14 protein-coding genes are annotated in these 12,635 nt (G+C 74.1%); 8 read left to right on the top strand and 6 right to left on the bottom strand.

What is annotated here, in order from left to right; genetic code table 11:
• The first annotated feature begins 1 nt into the window (after position 1).
• Both AB0O36_RS19375 and AB0O36_RS19370 read left to right on the top strand, forming a co-directional pair.
• A complete protein-coding gene (locus AB0O36_RS19375; protein WP_365111617.1) occupies positions 2-790 on the top strand; it encodes an ABC transporter permease in 789 nt (262 codons plus the stop codon).
• A 56-nt stretch (positions 791-846) separates the two neighbouring features.
• Positions 847-1,284 (top strand): hypothetical protein, encoded by a 438-nt coding sequence (locus AB0O36_RS19370; protein ID WP_365111615.1) that lies wholly within the window; start codon positions 847-849, stop codon positions 1,282-1,284.
• Between the two features lie 134 nt (positions 1,285-1,418).
• On the opposite strand, the gene purB is transcribed toward AB0O36_RS19370, so the two are convergent.
• The 4 genes from purB to AB0O36_RS19350 form a co-directional block, all read right to left on the bottom strand.
• Positions 1,419-2,852: an adenylosuccinate lyase gene (gene purB, locus AB0O36_RS19365; RefSeq protein WP_365111613.1), complete on the bottom strand. Its 1,434-nt coding sequence runs from the start codon at positions 2,850-2,852 to the stop codon at positions 1,419-1,421.
• Positions 2,853-2,923: 71 nt separating this feature from the next.
• Positions 2,924-3,691, bottom strand: coding sequence for an SGNH/GDSL hydrolase family protein (locus AB0O36_RS19360; protein WP_365111611.1), 768 nt, complete (start codon positions 3,689-3,691; stop codon positions 2,924-2,926).
• A gap of 140 nt (positions 3,692-3,831) precedes the next feature.
• A complete protein-coding gene (locus tag AB0O36_RS19355; RefSeq protein ID WP_365111608.1) occupies positions 3,832-4,845 on the bottom strand; it encodes a hemolysin family protein in 1,014 nt (337 codons plus the stop codon).
• Positions 4,842-6,176 carry a hemolysin family protein gene (locus AB0O36_RS19350; RefSeq protein WP_365111606.1) on the bottom strand — a complete coding sequence of 445 codons (1,335 nt, stop codon included), beginning with the start codon at positions 6,174-6,176 and terminating at the stop codon, positions 4,842-4,844. The genes AB0O36_RS19355 and AB0O36_RS19350 overlap by 4 nt, the downstream gene beginning before the upstream one ends.
• A 415-nt stretch (positions 6,177-6,591) precedes the next feature.
• On the opposite strand from AB0O36_RS19350, the gene AB0O36_RS19345 reads away from it, so the two are divergent.
• The 6 genes from AB0O36_RS19345 (at position 6,592) to AB0O36_RS19320 (ending at position 10,851) form a co-directional block, all read left to right on the top strand.
• Positions 6,592-7,107, top strand: coding sequence for a GNAT family N-acetyltransferase (locus tag AB0O36_RS19345; RefSeq protein WP_365111604.1), 516 nt, complete (start codon positions 6,592-6,594; stop codon positions 7,105-7,107).
• Positions 7,108-7,189: 82 nt separating this feature from the next.
• Positions 7,190-7,936, top strand: coding sequence for a VanZ family protein (locus tag AB0O36_RS19340; RefSeq protein ID WP_365111602.1), 747 nt, complete (start codon positions 7,190-7,192; stop codon positions 7,934-7,936).
• Positions 7,937-7,980: 44 nt separating this feature from the next.
• Entirely contained in the window at positions 7,981-8,754 is a 774-nt protein-coding gene (locus AB0O36_RS19335; RefSeq protein ID WP_365111599.1) for a response regulator transcription factor, read from the top strand.
• Entirely contained in the window at positions 8,747-9,982 is a 1,236-nt protein-coding gene (locus tag AB0O36_RS19330) for a HAMP domain-containing sensor histidine kinase (protein WP_365111596.1), read from the top strand. The genes AB0O36_RS19335 and AB0O36_RS19330 overlap by 8 nt, the downstream gene beginning before the upstream one ends.
• Positions 9,979-10,299 carry a PQQ-binding-like beta-propeller repeat protein gene (locus tag AB0O36_RS19325; RefSeq protein ID WP_365111593.1) on the top strand — a complete coding sequence of 107 codons (321 nt, stop codon included), beginning with the start codon at positions 9,979-9,981 and terminating at the stop codon, positions 10,297-10,299. The genes AB0O36_RS19330 and AB0O36_RS19325 overlap by 4 nt, the downstream gene beginning before the upstream one ends.
• Before the next feature lie 261 nt (positions 10,300-10,560).
• Positions 10,561-10,851, top strand: coding sequence for a hypothetical protein (locus tag AB0O36_RS19320; protein ID WP_365111591.1), 291 nt, complete (start codon positions 10,561-10,563; stop codon positions 10,849-10,851).
• Here the strand turns inward: AB0O36_RS19320 and AB0O36_RS19315 are convergent.
• Entirely contained in the window at positions 10,848-11,525 is a 678-nt protein-coding gene (locus tag AB0O36_RS19315) for a class I SAM-dependent methyltransferase (protein ID WP_365111588.1), read from the bottom strand. The genes AB0O36_RS19320 and AB0O36_RS19315 overlap by 4 nt on opposite strands.
• Positions 11,526-11,821: 296 nt before the next feature.
• The gene (gene bioD, locus AB0O36_RS19310) at positions 11,822-12,634 is read right to left on the bottom strand and encodes a dethiobiotin synthase (protein WP_365111585.1); all 813 of its coding nucleotides are present in this window, start codon (positions 12,632-12,634) and stop codon (positions 11,822-11,824) included.
• Position 12,635 lies beyond the last annotated feature (1 nt).

Genomic DNA, 12,635 nt, shown 5'->3' with positions numbered 1-12,635 from the left:
CATGTCCACCACCGCCCTGCCCACCCCGGCCGCCGCGCCCGCCCGAGCCGCCCTGCCCACCCGAGATGCCCTGCACGCGGAATGGATCAAGTTGCGCTCGCTGCGCGGCACCTCGGTGTCGCTCGTGGCCGTCCTCCTGGCGACGGCCGGGATCCAGATGCTCACCGCCGCCGCCATCGGCAGCGCCGAGGACGGCAGCATGGGCCAGGACCCGATGTTCGCCGCCTTCTACGGGCTGATGTTCGGGCAGATCGCCGCCATCTCCTTCGGCGCGAACGCCTTCGCGAGCGAGTTCCACGACAACGCCCTGCGCGTCACCCTGACCTCGGTGCCGAACCGCACCCGCTTCTACCTCTCGAAGCTGCTCGCCGTGGGCGGACTGGCCTTCCTGACGGGCCAGGCGACCGCCTTCACGACCTTCCTGGGCGGCCAGGCGTTCATGGGCCGGTACGCCCTCGGCCTGGGCGACGACGGCGCGCTCCGCGCCACCGTCGGATGCGGTCTCTACCTGACCCTGATCAGCCTGTTCGCCGCCGGGCTCACGGCGGTGTTCCGCAGTGCGGCCGCGACGCTGAGCATCCTCATACCGTTCATGCTGATCGTCTCCTTCGTCGTCGGCGATGTGGTGGGCGGTGCCGCGCAGTACCTTCCGGACCGCGCCGGGCAGATGGTGATGCGCGTCGAGCCGTACGGCGAGCTGGGCCCCTGGAGCGGCCTGGGAGTGATGGCGCTGTGGACGGCGGCCGCGCTTGCCGCCGGCTGGCTGGCGGTCCGCCGACGGGACGTCTGAGGGGCGTCCTCGGTGACGGTGGGCCAGTTGTCAGTGGTCGCCGGAATACTGACGGCATGACCACGGCAGAGCACATCGAGACGATCGACCGGCTCCGGGCGTGTGGCTTTCCGAAGACCCGGACCCGGTCCGGGCAGGTCACCAGCGGCCCCGGTTACCACCTGGCGGAACTGGGCGAGAGCCGCTGGTACGGGGACGAGGACCCGGCCGACCGGATCGAGGGGGAGGAGCGGGTGTCCGCCGAATACGGCGCGCTGGCCCAGGCGCTGACCGGCCGCTGGGGGGCGGCCGACCTGGTGTGGACGCGGGGGATGCTGGAGCGGGCCGGTACGGGGGACCGGCTCGCCGAGCCCTGGCAGGAGTTGAGCGGCACCACCGACCACCTGCACCTGTGGCGGGTGGCCCCCCACTGGGTGGCGCTCTACGCAGCCCAGTGGGGGGCCGACCACTCCCCACAGCTCATGGCCGCCGTCACGGTGACGGACCCGCCCTGAGCGCGGGCCGGGAGACGGAGGGGGAGGGGGAGGGGGAGGAGGGCGTGTGCGGAGGGCCCGCCACGCAGACCGCCCGTGACCCCGTCCGGGAGGACGCGGTCACGGGCGGCGTTCGGTCCGTCGGGGACCAGGGGTCAGAGGATGGACCCGGGCGTGTACCCGGCGGCCTCCGGGTGCTGCTTGGCGATCTCCTCGATGCGGGACACCACCGCGGCCACCTGGTCGCCGGCCGCCCCGGTGAAGGACAGCTTGTCGGCCATCAGGGCGTCGAGCGCGGCCCGGTCCAGCGGGATCCGCTCGTCGGCGGCCAGCTTGTCCAGCAGCTCGTTGCGCTCCGCGCCCTGCTCGCGCATGGCGAGGGCGGAGGCCACCGCGTGCTCCTTGATGACCTCGTGCGCCACCTCGCGGCCCACACCGGCGCGCACGGCACCCATCAGCACCTTGGTGGTGGCCAGGAACGGCAGGTAGCGGTCCAGCTCGCGGGCGACCACGGCGGGGAAGGCGCCGAACTCGTCGAGCACCGTCAGGAAGGTCTCCAGCAGGCCGTCGAAGGCGAAGAAGGCGTCCGGCAGGGCCACCCGGCGGACCACGGAGCAGGACACGTCGCCCTCGTTCCACTGGTCGCCGGCCAGCTCGGCGGTCATCGAGGCGTAGCCGCGCAGGATGACCATCAGACCGTTCACGCGCTCGCAGGAGCGGGTGTTCATCTTGTGCGGCATCGCGGAGGAGCCGACCTGGCCGGGCTTGAAGCCCTCGGTGACCAGCTCGTGGCCGGCCATCAGGCGGACCGTCTTGGCGACCGAGGACGGAGCGGCGGCCAGCTGCACCAGGGCGGTGACCACGTCGTAGTCCAGCGAGCGGGGGTAGACCTGGCCGACCGAGGTGAAGGCGTGCGCGAAGCCGAGGTGGCCGGCGATCCGCTGCTCCAGCTCGGCGAGCTTGCCGGCGTCGCCGCCGAGCAGGTCCAGCATGTCCTGGGCGGTGCCGACCGGGCCCTTGATCCCGCGCAGCGGGTAGCGGCCCAGCAGGTCCTCCAGGCGGCCGTAGGCGACCAGCAGCTCGTCGGCGGCGGTCGCGAAGCGCTTGCCCAGGGTGGTGGCCTGCGCCGCCACGTTGTGCGAGCGGCCCGCCATGACGAGCTCGGCGTACTCGCCGGACAGCTTGCCGAGCCGGGAGAGCACGGCGACCGTGCGGTTCCGGGCCAGTTCCAGGGAGAGCCGGATCTGGAGCTGCTCGACGTTCTCGGTGAGGTCCCGGGAGGTCATGCCCTTGTGGACGTGCTCGTGGCCGGCGAGGGCGTTGAACTCCTCGATCCGGGCCTTCACGTCGTGGCGGGTCACCTTCTCGCGCTCGGCGATGGAGGCGAGGTCGACCTGCTCCAGGACGCGCTCGTAGTCGGCCAGGGCGGCGTCCGGGACCTCGATGCCGAGGTCCTTCTGGGCGCGCAGCACGGCGAGCCAGAGCCGCCGCTCCAGGGTCACCTTGTACTCGGGGGACCACAGGACGGCGAGCTCCGGGGAAGCGTAGCGGCCGGCCAGGACATTGGGGATGCGGGGCTTGGCAGTCACGGATAGGGATTCTAGCCGTCGCCGGGCTGTGCGTTTACGCAGGTCCGGGCCCTGTCTCGGGTTGTGGGTTGCTACGAGTACGGGAGCAGCTCGGGGCGCTTGGCGGGGCGGCCGTCCCCGGAGGAGCGGCCGGTCAGCCGGCGGCCGACCCACGGGACAAGGTGCTGCCGGGCGAAGCGTAGGTCATCGGTCCGCCGGGCCGTCCACCGGGCGGGCCGTGCCGGGGGGAGTTCCGCGCGCCAGTCCTCGGCCGGGGGCAGGCCCAGGCTCTGCCAGACCGCCTCGGCCACCCGGCGGTGGCCCTCGGCGGTCAGGTGCAGCCGGTCCACCGCCCAGAGCCGGGGATCGCCGAGCACGGGCGCCCCGTACAGGTCGGCCACCACGGCGCCGTGCCGGGCCGCGAGCTCTTCCAGGATCCCGAAGAGCTCCTCCATGCGGGGGCGGAAACGCTCCATCACCGGGCCGTTGCGGCCGGGGGAGCGCATGAGGACCAGCGTCCGGCAGCTGGGGGCCAGGCGTTCCACGGCCTCCTCCAGATGGCCGCGGACGCGGCTCATGTCCACCCGCGGGCGCAGTGCGTCGTTGAGCCCGCCCACCAGGGTGACCACGTCGGCCCGCATGGCGGCCGCCGGCTCCACCTGGTCGGCGACGATCTGCCCGATCAGCTTGCCGCGCACGGCGAGGTTCGCGTACCGGAAGTCCGGTTCGAGGGCGGCCAGGCGGGCGGCGAGCAGATCCGCCCAGCCCCGGTAGGAGCCGTCCGACAGCTCGTCCGACATGCCCTCGGTGAAGGAGTCGCCGAGGGCGACGAAACTGGTGTACGGCGCATTCATCTCCATGGCGAAGCGATGTTACCGCGCGGTCGGTCCGTTCACGGGCCGGTCGGCGGACTCCTGCCGAACGGCCGGCGGTCGGTGCCGATCGGTCGGTGCCGATCAGTCGGGGCCGACCGGTTCGGTTGGGTCCGGTGCCGATCGGTTCAGTGGCCCTTTCCGAACAGCTCGCGCAGCACGTCCTCCATCGTCACCAGCCCCGCCATCGCCCCGTCCGCGTCCAGCACGGCCGCCAGGTGCGTACTGGTCCGCCGCATCGCGGTCAGTACGTCGTCCAGCGGGGTGTCCGCACGGATCCGGGCGATCGGCCGCACGGCCGAATCGGGGAACGGCTCCTCCCGCGACGGGGCGTCCAGGGCGTCCTTGACGTGCAGGTACCCGAGGATCTTCCGCTGCTCGTCGACGACCGGGAACCGCGAGTACCCGGACGACGCCGACAGCTGCTCCAGCTCCCCGGGGGTGATGCCCTGCCGCGCCCGGACCACCTCGTCCGCCGGCAGCACCACATCGGTGACCGGCCGCCGCCCCAGCTCCAGCGCGTCGTGCAGCCGCTCGCTCGCCCGGTCGTCGATCAGCCCCGCCTCGCTGGAGTCGCGGACGATCCGGGCCAGCTCGTCGTCCGAGAAGGTCGCCGACACCTCGTCCTTGGTCTCCACCCGCAGCAGCCGCAGCAGCAGGTTGGCGAAGGCGTTCACCGCGAAGATCACCGGCCGCAGCGCCCGGGCCAGCGCCACCAGCGGCGGCCCCAGCGCCAGCGCCGTGCGCACCGGCTCGGCCAGGGCCACGTTCTTCGGCACCATCTCTCCGAACAGCATGTGCAGGTACGTCGCCAGGGCCAGCGCCACCACGAAGGAGACGGCGTGCGTCAGCCCGTGCGGGACCCGGAGCAGCTCCAGCAGCGGGCTCAGCAGGTGGGCGATGGCCGGCTCGGCCACCACGCCCAGCACCAGCGTGCACAGGGTGATGCCCAGCTGGGCCGCCGCCATCAGCGCGGACACGTGCTCCAGGCCCCACAGCACACTGCCGCCCCGCCGGTCGCCGCGCTCCGCGTACGGCTCGATCTGACTCCGCCGGACCGAGATCATCGCGAACTCCGCCCCGACGAAGAAGGCGTTGACGACCAGCGTCGCCAGGCCGATCAGCAGCTGTACCGCGGTCATCGGGCCCCTCCCTGACCCCCGGCGGGCTCCACCGGCGCGTGTAGCAGCACCCGTGCGGCCCGCCGCCCGGAGGCGTCCACCACCTCGATGCGCCAACCGTCGAGCTCCAGGCTGTCCCCGGCGGCGGGGATGCGCCCCAGCTCGGTCGCTATCAGCCCGGCCAGCGTCTCGTACGGTCCCTCCGGCACCCGCAGGCCGATCCGCTCCAGCTGGTCGGTGCGCGCCGCGCCGTCCGCCGCGTAGAGGCGCCGCCCGGCGGCGTCCGTACCGGCCGGGGCCAGGTCCGGGGCCTCGTGCGGATCGTGCTCGTCCCGGACCTCGCCGACCACCTCCTCGACGATGTCCTCCAGGGTGACCACCCCGGCCGTGCCGCCGTACTCGTCGATGACCACGGCCATCGTCTGCCGGCCCGCCATCCGGTCCAGCAGCCGGTCCACGGTCAGCGACTCCGGCACCAGCAGCGGCTCGCGGAGCAGCCGCGCCACCGGGTACCCGTGCCGTTCGGAGGCCGGCAGGGCCAGCACGTCCTTGATGTGCACCGTCCCGACCACGGTGTCCAGGCTGCCCCGGTAGACCGGGTAGCGGGACAGCCCGGTGGCCATGGTCGCGTTCGCCACGTCCTCCGCCGTGGTCTGCACGTCCAGCGCGGTCACCTGCACCCGCGGGGTCATCACGTTCTCCGCGGTCAGGTCGGCGAGGTTCAGGGTGCGGACGAACAGCTCGGCGGTGTCCTTCTCCAGCGCCCCCGCCTTCGCCGAGTGCCGGGCCAGCGCCACCAGCTCCTGCGGGGTCCGGGCGGAGGCCAGTTCCTCGGCCGGCTCCAGGCCGAACCGGCGCACCGTGTGGTTCGCCGTGGTGTTGAGGTGCGCGATCAGCGGCCGGAAGACGCGGGTGAACACGCGCTGCATGGTCGCCACCCGCTTGGCCACCGCCAGCGGCGAGGAGATCGCCCAGTTCTTCGGCACCAGCTCGCCGACCACCATCAGCACCACCGTCGACACGGCCGTGCCGAGCACCAGGGCGGTGGAGGAGGCCACGGCCGGGGACAGGCCCATGGCCTCGAACGGCCCCTGGAGCAGGGCTGCGATCGACGGTTTGGCGAGCATGCCGATGATCAGGCCGGTGACGGTGATGCCGAGCTGGGCCCCGGACAGCTGGAAGGTCAGGCTCCTGACGGCCGACAGGGCACTCTCCGCGCCCCGCTCACCCCGTTCGACGGCGCGTTCGAGTTCGCTGCGCTCGACGGTGGTCAGCGAGAACTCGGCCGCGACGAAGACACCGCAGGCCAGGCAGAGCAGCAGCGCCACGATCAGCAGAAGCACTTCGGTCATCGGTCCACCTCCATCCCATGATCAACCAGGAGGCGGCGGGACGCGCGGCGGGAGGCCCCGGGGAGGGGATCGCAGGGCAACGGCGACGAGGGCTCCGGGGAGGGACCGCAGAGAGCTCCGGGAGGGGCCCGCGGGGGATCCGGCGGGGGCTCCGGGGAAGGGCCCGCGGGGACCCTGGTGAGGAGTCAGGGGGGGAGGGGGCCGGGGCAGGCGCCCGGGGCAGGCGTCCGGAGGAGGGGGCCGGAGGAGGGGTCCGCGGTGCGGAATCCGGTGGCGGCGCCGGCCGACCGGGAATGGGGCCCGCGGGGGACCCGGCGAGGACTCCGGGGCAGGGGCAGGGGCAGGGGCTGGGGAAGGGGTCCGCGGTGCGGAATCCGGTGGCGGCGCCGGCCCCCCGCGTGCTTGGCTGCCGGCCATGATCGAACCGCAGCTCCGGGCCGCCGTGCCGGCCGATGCCGAGAACGTCCTCGCCTTCTGGAAGGAAGCCGCCGAAGGCACGTCCATCACGGACGACGTGGCCGGAGTGACCGCCCTGGTCAGCCGGGACCCCGAGGCGCTGATCATCGCCGAGGCGGCGGGCCGGATCGTCGGCTCGGTCATCGCCGGATACGACGGCTGGCGCTGCTCGCTCTACCGCCTCGCCGTGCTCCCGTCGCACCGCCGCCGGGGCATCGCCGGCCGCCTCCTGGACGCCGCCGAACAGCGCTTCCTCGCGGCCGGCGGCCGCCGCGGCGACGCCATGGTGCTGGAGGCCAACGAGCCGGCCCACCACGCCTGGGCCGCGGCCGGCTACCACCGCGAGGACCACTGGCGCCGCTGGGTCAAGCCCTTCCGGCCCGCCCGCGCGGATGCGCCGGCCGACCCCGCGGGGGCCGGCACCACGCCGGCAGACACCATGCAGGCCGACCCCGCGCCGGCGGAGGCTCCGTAGGGGTGTACCGCGACCACGTGTATCGCGGGCGTATCGAAAACCGCATACGCCACCGCAACTGCCCTCCGCCTCCAATCGGGGCATGAACCACGACGCACCCCCGGCGGCACCTGCCCGCCCGGCCGGCCCGGTCCACCCGGCCCACCCGGCACCGCCCCGCCGCACCCGGCGGATCGTGCTCGCCGGCCTGGCGGTCACCGGTCCGGCAGGCGCCGCCTTCGTCCTGCGGCGGCCGCTGATGATGTCCGCTCCGAGGTGCATGGCCGGGCGGTGGCACGGCTGCTTCGACACCTTCAACGGAGTGGTGCTGATGACCCTGGTCACGCTGCCGCTCGCCCTGCTGGTGTCATGGTTCCTGGCGCACCGCCGGCGGCGCGCCGGCCTCCCGGGGGCGTGGCGGACCTCGGTGGCCGAGGTGGGGATGGTGCACGGAACGGTGCCGTTCGTGTGGCTGACCATGATGCCGGGGGCCGGAGCCGGCACCGTCCCCGGCCGGCTGAGCCCGGTGCCGCTGCGGGACCTGGTCACCATGGGGCCGCTCGGGATCGCCGGCAACCTGCTGGTCTTCGCCGCGCTCGGGTTCTTCGCCCCGATGCGGTTCGCGGCGCTCGCCTCCGCACCGCGGATCCTGGCGCTCGGGGCGGGCTGCTCGGTCCTGGTCGAGACCGCGCAGTACGTCCTGCGCCTGGACCGGGTGTCCTCGGTGGACGACGTCCTGGTCAACGCCGCCGGCGCGGTGCTGGCCGGAATGGCTTCGCGCCGCTGGTGGCGCACCGTGGCAGAAGCGCCGCCGGACCGTACCGGCCCCGGGCCGGCGCCGGCCGGCTGAGCCCCCATACGTCCGGGATACACGGCGCTGCCTAGGCTTCCGGCATGCGCGTACTGATCGTGGAGGACGAGCCCTATCTGGCCGAGGCCGTCCGTGACGGTCTGCGCCTGGAGGCCATCGCCGCCGACATCGCCGGCGACGGCGATTCCGCCCTGGAGCTGCTGAGCATCCACTCCTACGACCTCGCGGTCCTCGACCGGGACATCCCCGGCCCCTCCGGCGACGAGGTCGCCCGGCGCATCGTCGCGTCCGGCAGCGGCATCCCGATCCTCATGCTGACCGCCGCCGACCGCATCGACGACAAGGCGTCCGGCTTTGGACTCGGTGCCGACGACTACCTCACCAAACCGTTCGACCTGAGGGAGCTCGTCATGCGGCTGCGGGCGCTCGACCGCAGGCGCGCCCACGCCCGGCCCCCGGTCCGCGAGATCGCGGGCCTGCGCGTGGACCCCTTCCGCCGGGAGGTCTTCCGCGACGGACGCTACGTCGCGCTCACCCGCAAGCAGTTCGCCGTACTGGACGTCCTCGTCGCCGCCGAGGGCGGTGTCGTCAGCACCGAAGGGCTGCTGGAACGGGCCTGGGACGAGCACGCCGACCCCTTCACCAACGCCGTCCGCATCACCGTCTCCGCGCTGCGCAAACGGCTCGGCGAACCATGGATCATCGCCACCGTGCCCGGCGTCGGCTACCGCATCGACACCCCCACCGACACCGACACCGACACCGACACCGACACCCACACCCACACCGCCCCCGACGCCGCCCGCCCCGACCCCGCTGCCACCGACCGCACCCGCCCCGGCCCCGCGCATGCGTAGACGTCCAGGGCTCAGCGCCCGGCTCAAACTCACCCTCAGCTACGCCGGATTCCTCGCCGTCGCCGGCGCCCTCCTGCTGGCCGTGGTGTGGGTGTTCCTGCTGCGCCACGTCCCCGACAACCCCCGGGGCCTCCTGGGGATCTCGCCCAACCGCTACCTCCTGGTGCACACGTTCGCCCCCGCCGCGGCCTGGGCGATGGCCTTCCTGCTCGTGTTCGGCCTCGCCGGCGGATGGATCCTGGCCGGCCGGATGCTCGCCCCGCTCACCCGCATCACGGCCGCGGCGCGGACGGCCGGGACCGGATCGCTGTCGCACCGGATCGGCATGGAGGGCCGGCAGGACGAGTTCCGTGAACTCGCCGACGCCTTCGACACCATGCTCGAACGACTCGGATCGCACGTCGCCGAGCAGCAGCGGTTCGCCGCGAACGCCTCCCACGAACTGCGCACCCCGCTGGCCATCTCACGGACCCTGCTCGACGTCGCCCGCAAGGACCCCGCGCGGGACCGCGAGGAACTCCTTGCCCGCCTGCAGGCCGTCAACACGCGCGCGATCGGCCTCACCGAGGCCCTCCTGCTGCTCAGCCGCACCGACCGGGGGACCTTCACCCGCGAGAGCGCCGACCTCTCCCTCCTCGCCGAGGAAGCCGCCGAGAACCTGCTCCACCTCGCCGAACGGCGCGGGACCACCCTAGAGGTCACCGGGGGAGCGGCACCCACGAGCGGCTCCGCGGAGCTCCTGCTGCGGATGGTGACCAACCTCGTCCAGAACGCCGTCGTCCACAACCTCCCCGCCGGCGGCACCGTGACGGTCCACACCGAGGCGCGGCACGACGCGTGCGTGCTGCGGGTCGAGAACACGGGCGGGCCGGTGCCGCCGGAACTGATACCGACCCTCACCGAACCCTTCCGGCGCGGCACGGAACGCGTGCGCACCGACGAGCACGCCGGCGTCGGCCTCGGCCTCGCCCTCGTGCACAGCATCGTCCGCGCCCACGACGGGACGCTCGACCTCACCCCCCGCCCGGACGGCGGCCTCCTCGCCACGGTCCGGCTCCCCCGTCACCCCGTGAGCGAGGCCCGGCCCCGGGGCCCTTCCGGCCCTGATCCGCGGACAGGGACCCAGACCGTCTCCTTCGGAGATCCTGGAGAGACCGTTCAGGCGGCCGTCCCGGCCCGGGGGCACCGTCGTCGGGGGCGGGCCGCCTGGGGCGGGATGGCCCGATGATCGCCACAGTGCTCTGGGAGCGCGAACTGCACCAGCGGGGCGGCGCTTCCGTTTTCGTCGTGGGGCCGGACTGTGTCGTCCTGCACGAGCGGCACACCCGGCTGGTCTGCCTGGAGCGTGCCGACGGCGCGGTGCGCTGGGACGTCCCGCTCGGTACCCGGCCGCGCGGGATCGTCCTCGCGGGGGACCGCGTGCTGGTGTTGCCACAAGCACCGAACCTGCTGTCCTGCATCGATCTGCGGACGGGTGCGTCGCTGTGGAGCGCCCCGACACCGAGTGGACGGGAAACCTCGCCGTCCACTCGGACACCGTGGTGATGGGCGGTTGGCGTGGCTACACCCCGATGAGCGGCCTGGACCTCGCCGACGGGGGCGTCCGGTGGACGACTCCGTCGCCGGCGACGTCCGTACGGACCCTCGCGTGGGCCGGCGGGGTGCTGACCGGCAGCGGGTACGAGGCGGTTCTCCTCGATCCGGCCGACGGGAGCGACCTGGCGCGGTGGCGGCTCGGGCAGGGGGTTCCTCGCGGTGGATCCCGCCGTCGGGACGTCGCGGTGGTCGGTCGGGGCGGATCGGCGGATGGTGGCCGACCCGCTGCCGTACGCCGACGGCCTCCTGGTGGGGGACGCCAACGGCGGCATCCGGCGGCTGGGGCCCGACGGCCGGACCGTGGAGGGGTGTTCCCTGCCGGGTCGGCGTCTTGACGCACTGGCCGCCGCCGGTGACGGGGGTCTGTTCTTCACGGCGAAGGGCAGCTTCGGCTCCTTCACCCTCACCCCGAAAGCCCGGCGGCCGACCACGTCTGCAGGCAGCGTGGGAGGCCTCTCCGTCCACGAGCCCACTCGGCAAGATCCGAAAGAGACGGCCTAGTCGTCCAGCGGGCGTCGTGCCGAGCCGATCACGCAGTACGAGGTCGGCAGCGCGGGCCCCCGCTCCGGAAGCCGGAACCGCCGCTGGCCGGTGATCCTGAAGCCGGCCGCCTCGATCGCCGCCACCGGGTCCCGCGAGGTGTGGCAGCCGCCGAACAGGTGGGGCCACACCGTCCGGTCCAACGCCTGCTGCACCGCCGCCATCCCCGGTCCCGGCGCCAACCCGTGCTCGAAGAAGCGCAGTTCGGCCCCGGGGCGCAGCACCCGCCGCATCTCGGCCAGCGAGCGCGGCAGATCCCGTACGGTGCACAGCACCAGCGAGGCCACGACCCCGTCGAACGCCTCGCTCTTCACCGGCAGTGCCTCGGCGGCCCCGGGGACCACGTCCACCGGGACCTCCGCCCGCAGCGCAGCCGTACGTGCCAGGCCGCGCAGGCTCCGCTCCGGCTCCACGGCGACGACCTCAGAGACGGCACGGGGGTAGTGGGCGAAGTTCAGGCCGTTGCCCGCGCCGATCTCGATGACCCGGCCGGAGAGCCCCGCCAGCAGCTCCTCGCGGAGCGCGGCGACCCCGGCGTGCGCGTCGGCCCGCACGCTCAGGCGGGCGTAGAACCGGGCGAACAGGGGATGGTGGACGGAATCCTGTGGAAGCGGCCGTTTCGGGCGCCACGGCATGGTGGTCCTCCTCGCAGCGGAACGTCTCCTACCGCGAGTCTTCCCCGGGGGCGGGCCGGAGAACACCCGACCCGCCCGGCAGCCGGAGCGCCCGGAGTGGCCCGGGGCCCGTCCGGCGGATCGTGACCGGGGCCCCGGCGGCGGATCGTGACCGGGGCCGCGGCGTCCGGCACGGCGCCTCGTCGGGTTGCCGGAAGGCCCCGATGGCTCCGCCGTCGATACGCTCCGGCGCGCCTCGCGGTGCACCGCACCGGACGCCGGGGCCTGTCCCGCCCTTGATCCGCCGCCGGACAGGCCTACGCCGTCCAGCGGGCCAGGAACCCGGCGGCCGGCCAGCCGCCGCCCAGCACCGGGTCCAGCCAGCCGGCCGCCGCCGCGCGGAACTCCGCCGGGGCCAGCGCACCCGCACCGTGCGGCACCGCACCCAGCAGCGGCAGCCCCGAGACCGCGGGCAGGTCGGCCAGGTTGCACCGCGAGGCCAGGTCCGGTTCGGCAGGCCAACTGCCCACCACCACACCCGGGGACCGCAGCGACCGGGCCCGCAGGGCCTCGGCGGTCAGCGCCGTGGAGTTGAGGGTGCCCAGGCCGGCCGGGGCCACCACGAGCACCGGAGCGCCGAGCAGCCGGGCCGCGTCGGCCAGCGTGTGCCCCTCCTCGTCGAACCGCACCAGGAGTCCGCCCGCACCCTCGACCAGCACCAGGTCGTGCGAGGCGGCCAGCTTCTCGGCGGCCTCCGCGACCCGCTCCGGCGACACCGTCGCCAGACCGGACCGGCGGGCCGCCGCGGACGGCGCCAAGGGCTCGGGGTAGCGGGCCAGTTCGGCGGTGGTCACCCCGGGCCCGGCCAGCCGCGCGACCTCCGCGGCGTCCCCGGGCTCCTCGGGACCGACCCCGGTCTGCGCGGGCTTGAGCACCGCCACCGACCGGCCCGCGGCCAGCGCCAGCGCGGCCACCGCCGCGGTCACCACGGTCTTGCCGATCTCGGTGCCCGTCCCGGACACCACCACGATCCGGCCCGCGCCCTCGCCCGTGCCCTCGCCCGCGCCGTTGCCCGGGCCGGCGGACCCGCCCGCCGGCCCGCCCGCGAACCCGCCCATGTCCTCGCCCATC

The organism is Streptomyces sp. NPDC089799 (genome assembly GCF_040684755.1).
In the GTDB taxonomy this organism is placed as follows: Bacteria; Actinomycetota; Actinomycetes; order Streptomycetales; family Streptomycetaceae; genus Streptomyces.
The sequence above is the reverse complement of the archived record's forward strand: the minus strand, read 5'-3'. Positions and strand labels throughout refer to the sequence as shown.

Coding starts and splice junctions, on each gene's coding strand:
- AB0O36_RS19325 (WP_365111593.1), top strand. CDS start 9,979: ATGATCGCCACAGTGCTCTGGGAGCGCGAACTGCACCAGCGGGGCGGC.
- AB0O36_RS19370 (WP_365111615.1), top strand. CDS start 847: ATGACCACGGCAGAGCACATCGAGACGATCGACCGGCTCCGGGCGTGT.
- AB0O36_RS19345 (WP_365111604.1), top strand. CDS start 6,592: ATGATCGAACCGCAGCTCCGGGCCGCCGTGCCGGCCGATGCCGAGAAC.
- AB0O36_RS19335 (WP_365111599.1), top strand. CDS start 7,981: ATGCGCGTACTGATCGTGGAGGACGAGCCCTATCTGGCCGAGGCCGTC.
- AB0O36_RS19340 (WP_365111602.1), top strand. CDS start 7,190: ATGAACCACGACGCACCCCCGGCGGCACCTGCCCGCCCGGCCGGCCCG.
- AB0O36_RS19350 (WP_365111606.1), bottom strand. CDS start 6,176: ATGACCGAAGTGCTTCTGCTGATCGTGGCGCTGCTGCTCTGCCTGGCC.
- AB0O36_RS19355 (WP_365111608.1), bottom strand. CDS start 4,845: ATGACCGCGGTACAGCTGCTGATCGGCCTGGCGACGCTGGTCGTCAAC.
- AB0O36_RS19330 (WP_365111596.1), top strand. CDS start 8,747: ATGCGTAGACGTCCAGGGCTCAGCGCCCGGCTCAAACTCACCCTCAGC.
- AB0O36_RS19315 (WP_365111588.1), bottom strand. CDS start 11,525: ATGCCGTGGCGCCCGAAACGGCCGCTTCCACAGGATTCCGTCCACCAT.
- AB0O36_RS19375 (WP_365111617.1), top strand. CDS start 2: ATGTCCACCACCGCCCTGCCCACCCCGGCCGCCGCGCCCGCCCGAGCC.
- AB0O36_RS19320 (WP_365111591.1), top strand. CDS start 10,561: ATGGTGGCCGACCCGCTGCCGTACGCCGACGGCCTCCTGGTGGGGGAC.
- bioD (WP_365111585.1), bottom strand. CDS start 12,634: ATGGGCGAGGACATGGGCGGGTTCGCGGGCGGGCCGGCGGGCGGGTCC.
- AB0O36_RS19360 (WP_365111611.1), bottom strand. CDS start 3,691: ATGGAGATGAATGCGCCGTACACCAGTTTCGTCGCCCTCGGCGACTCC.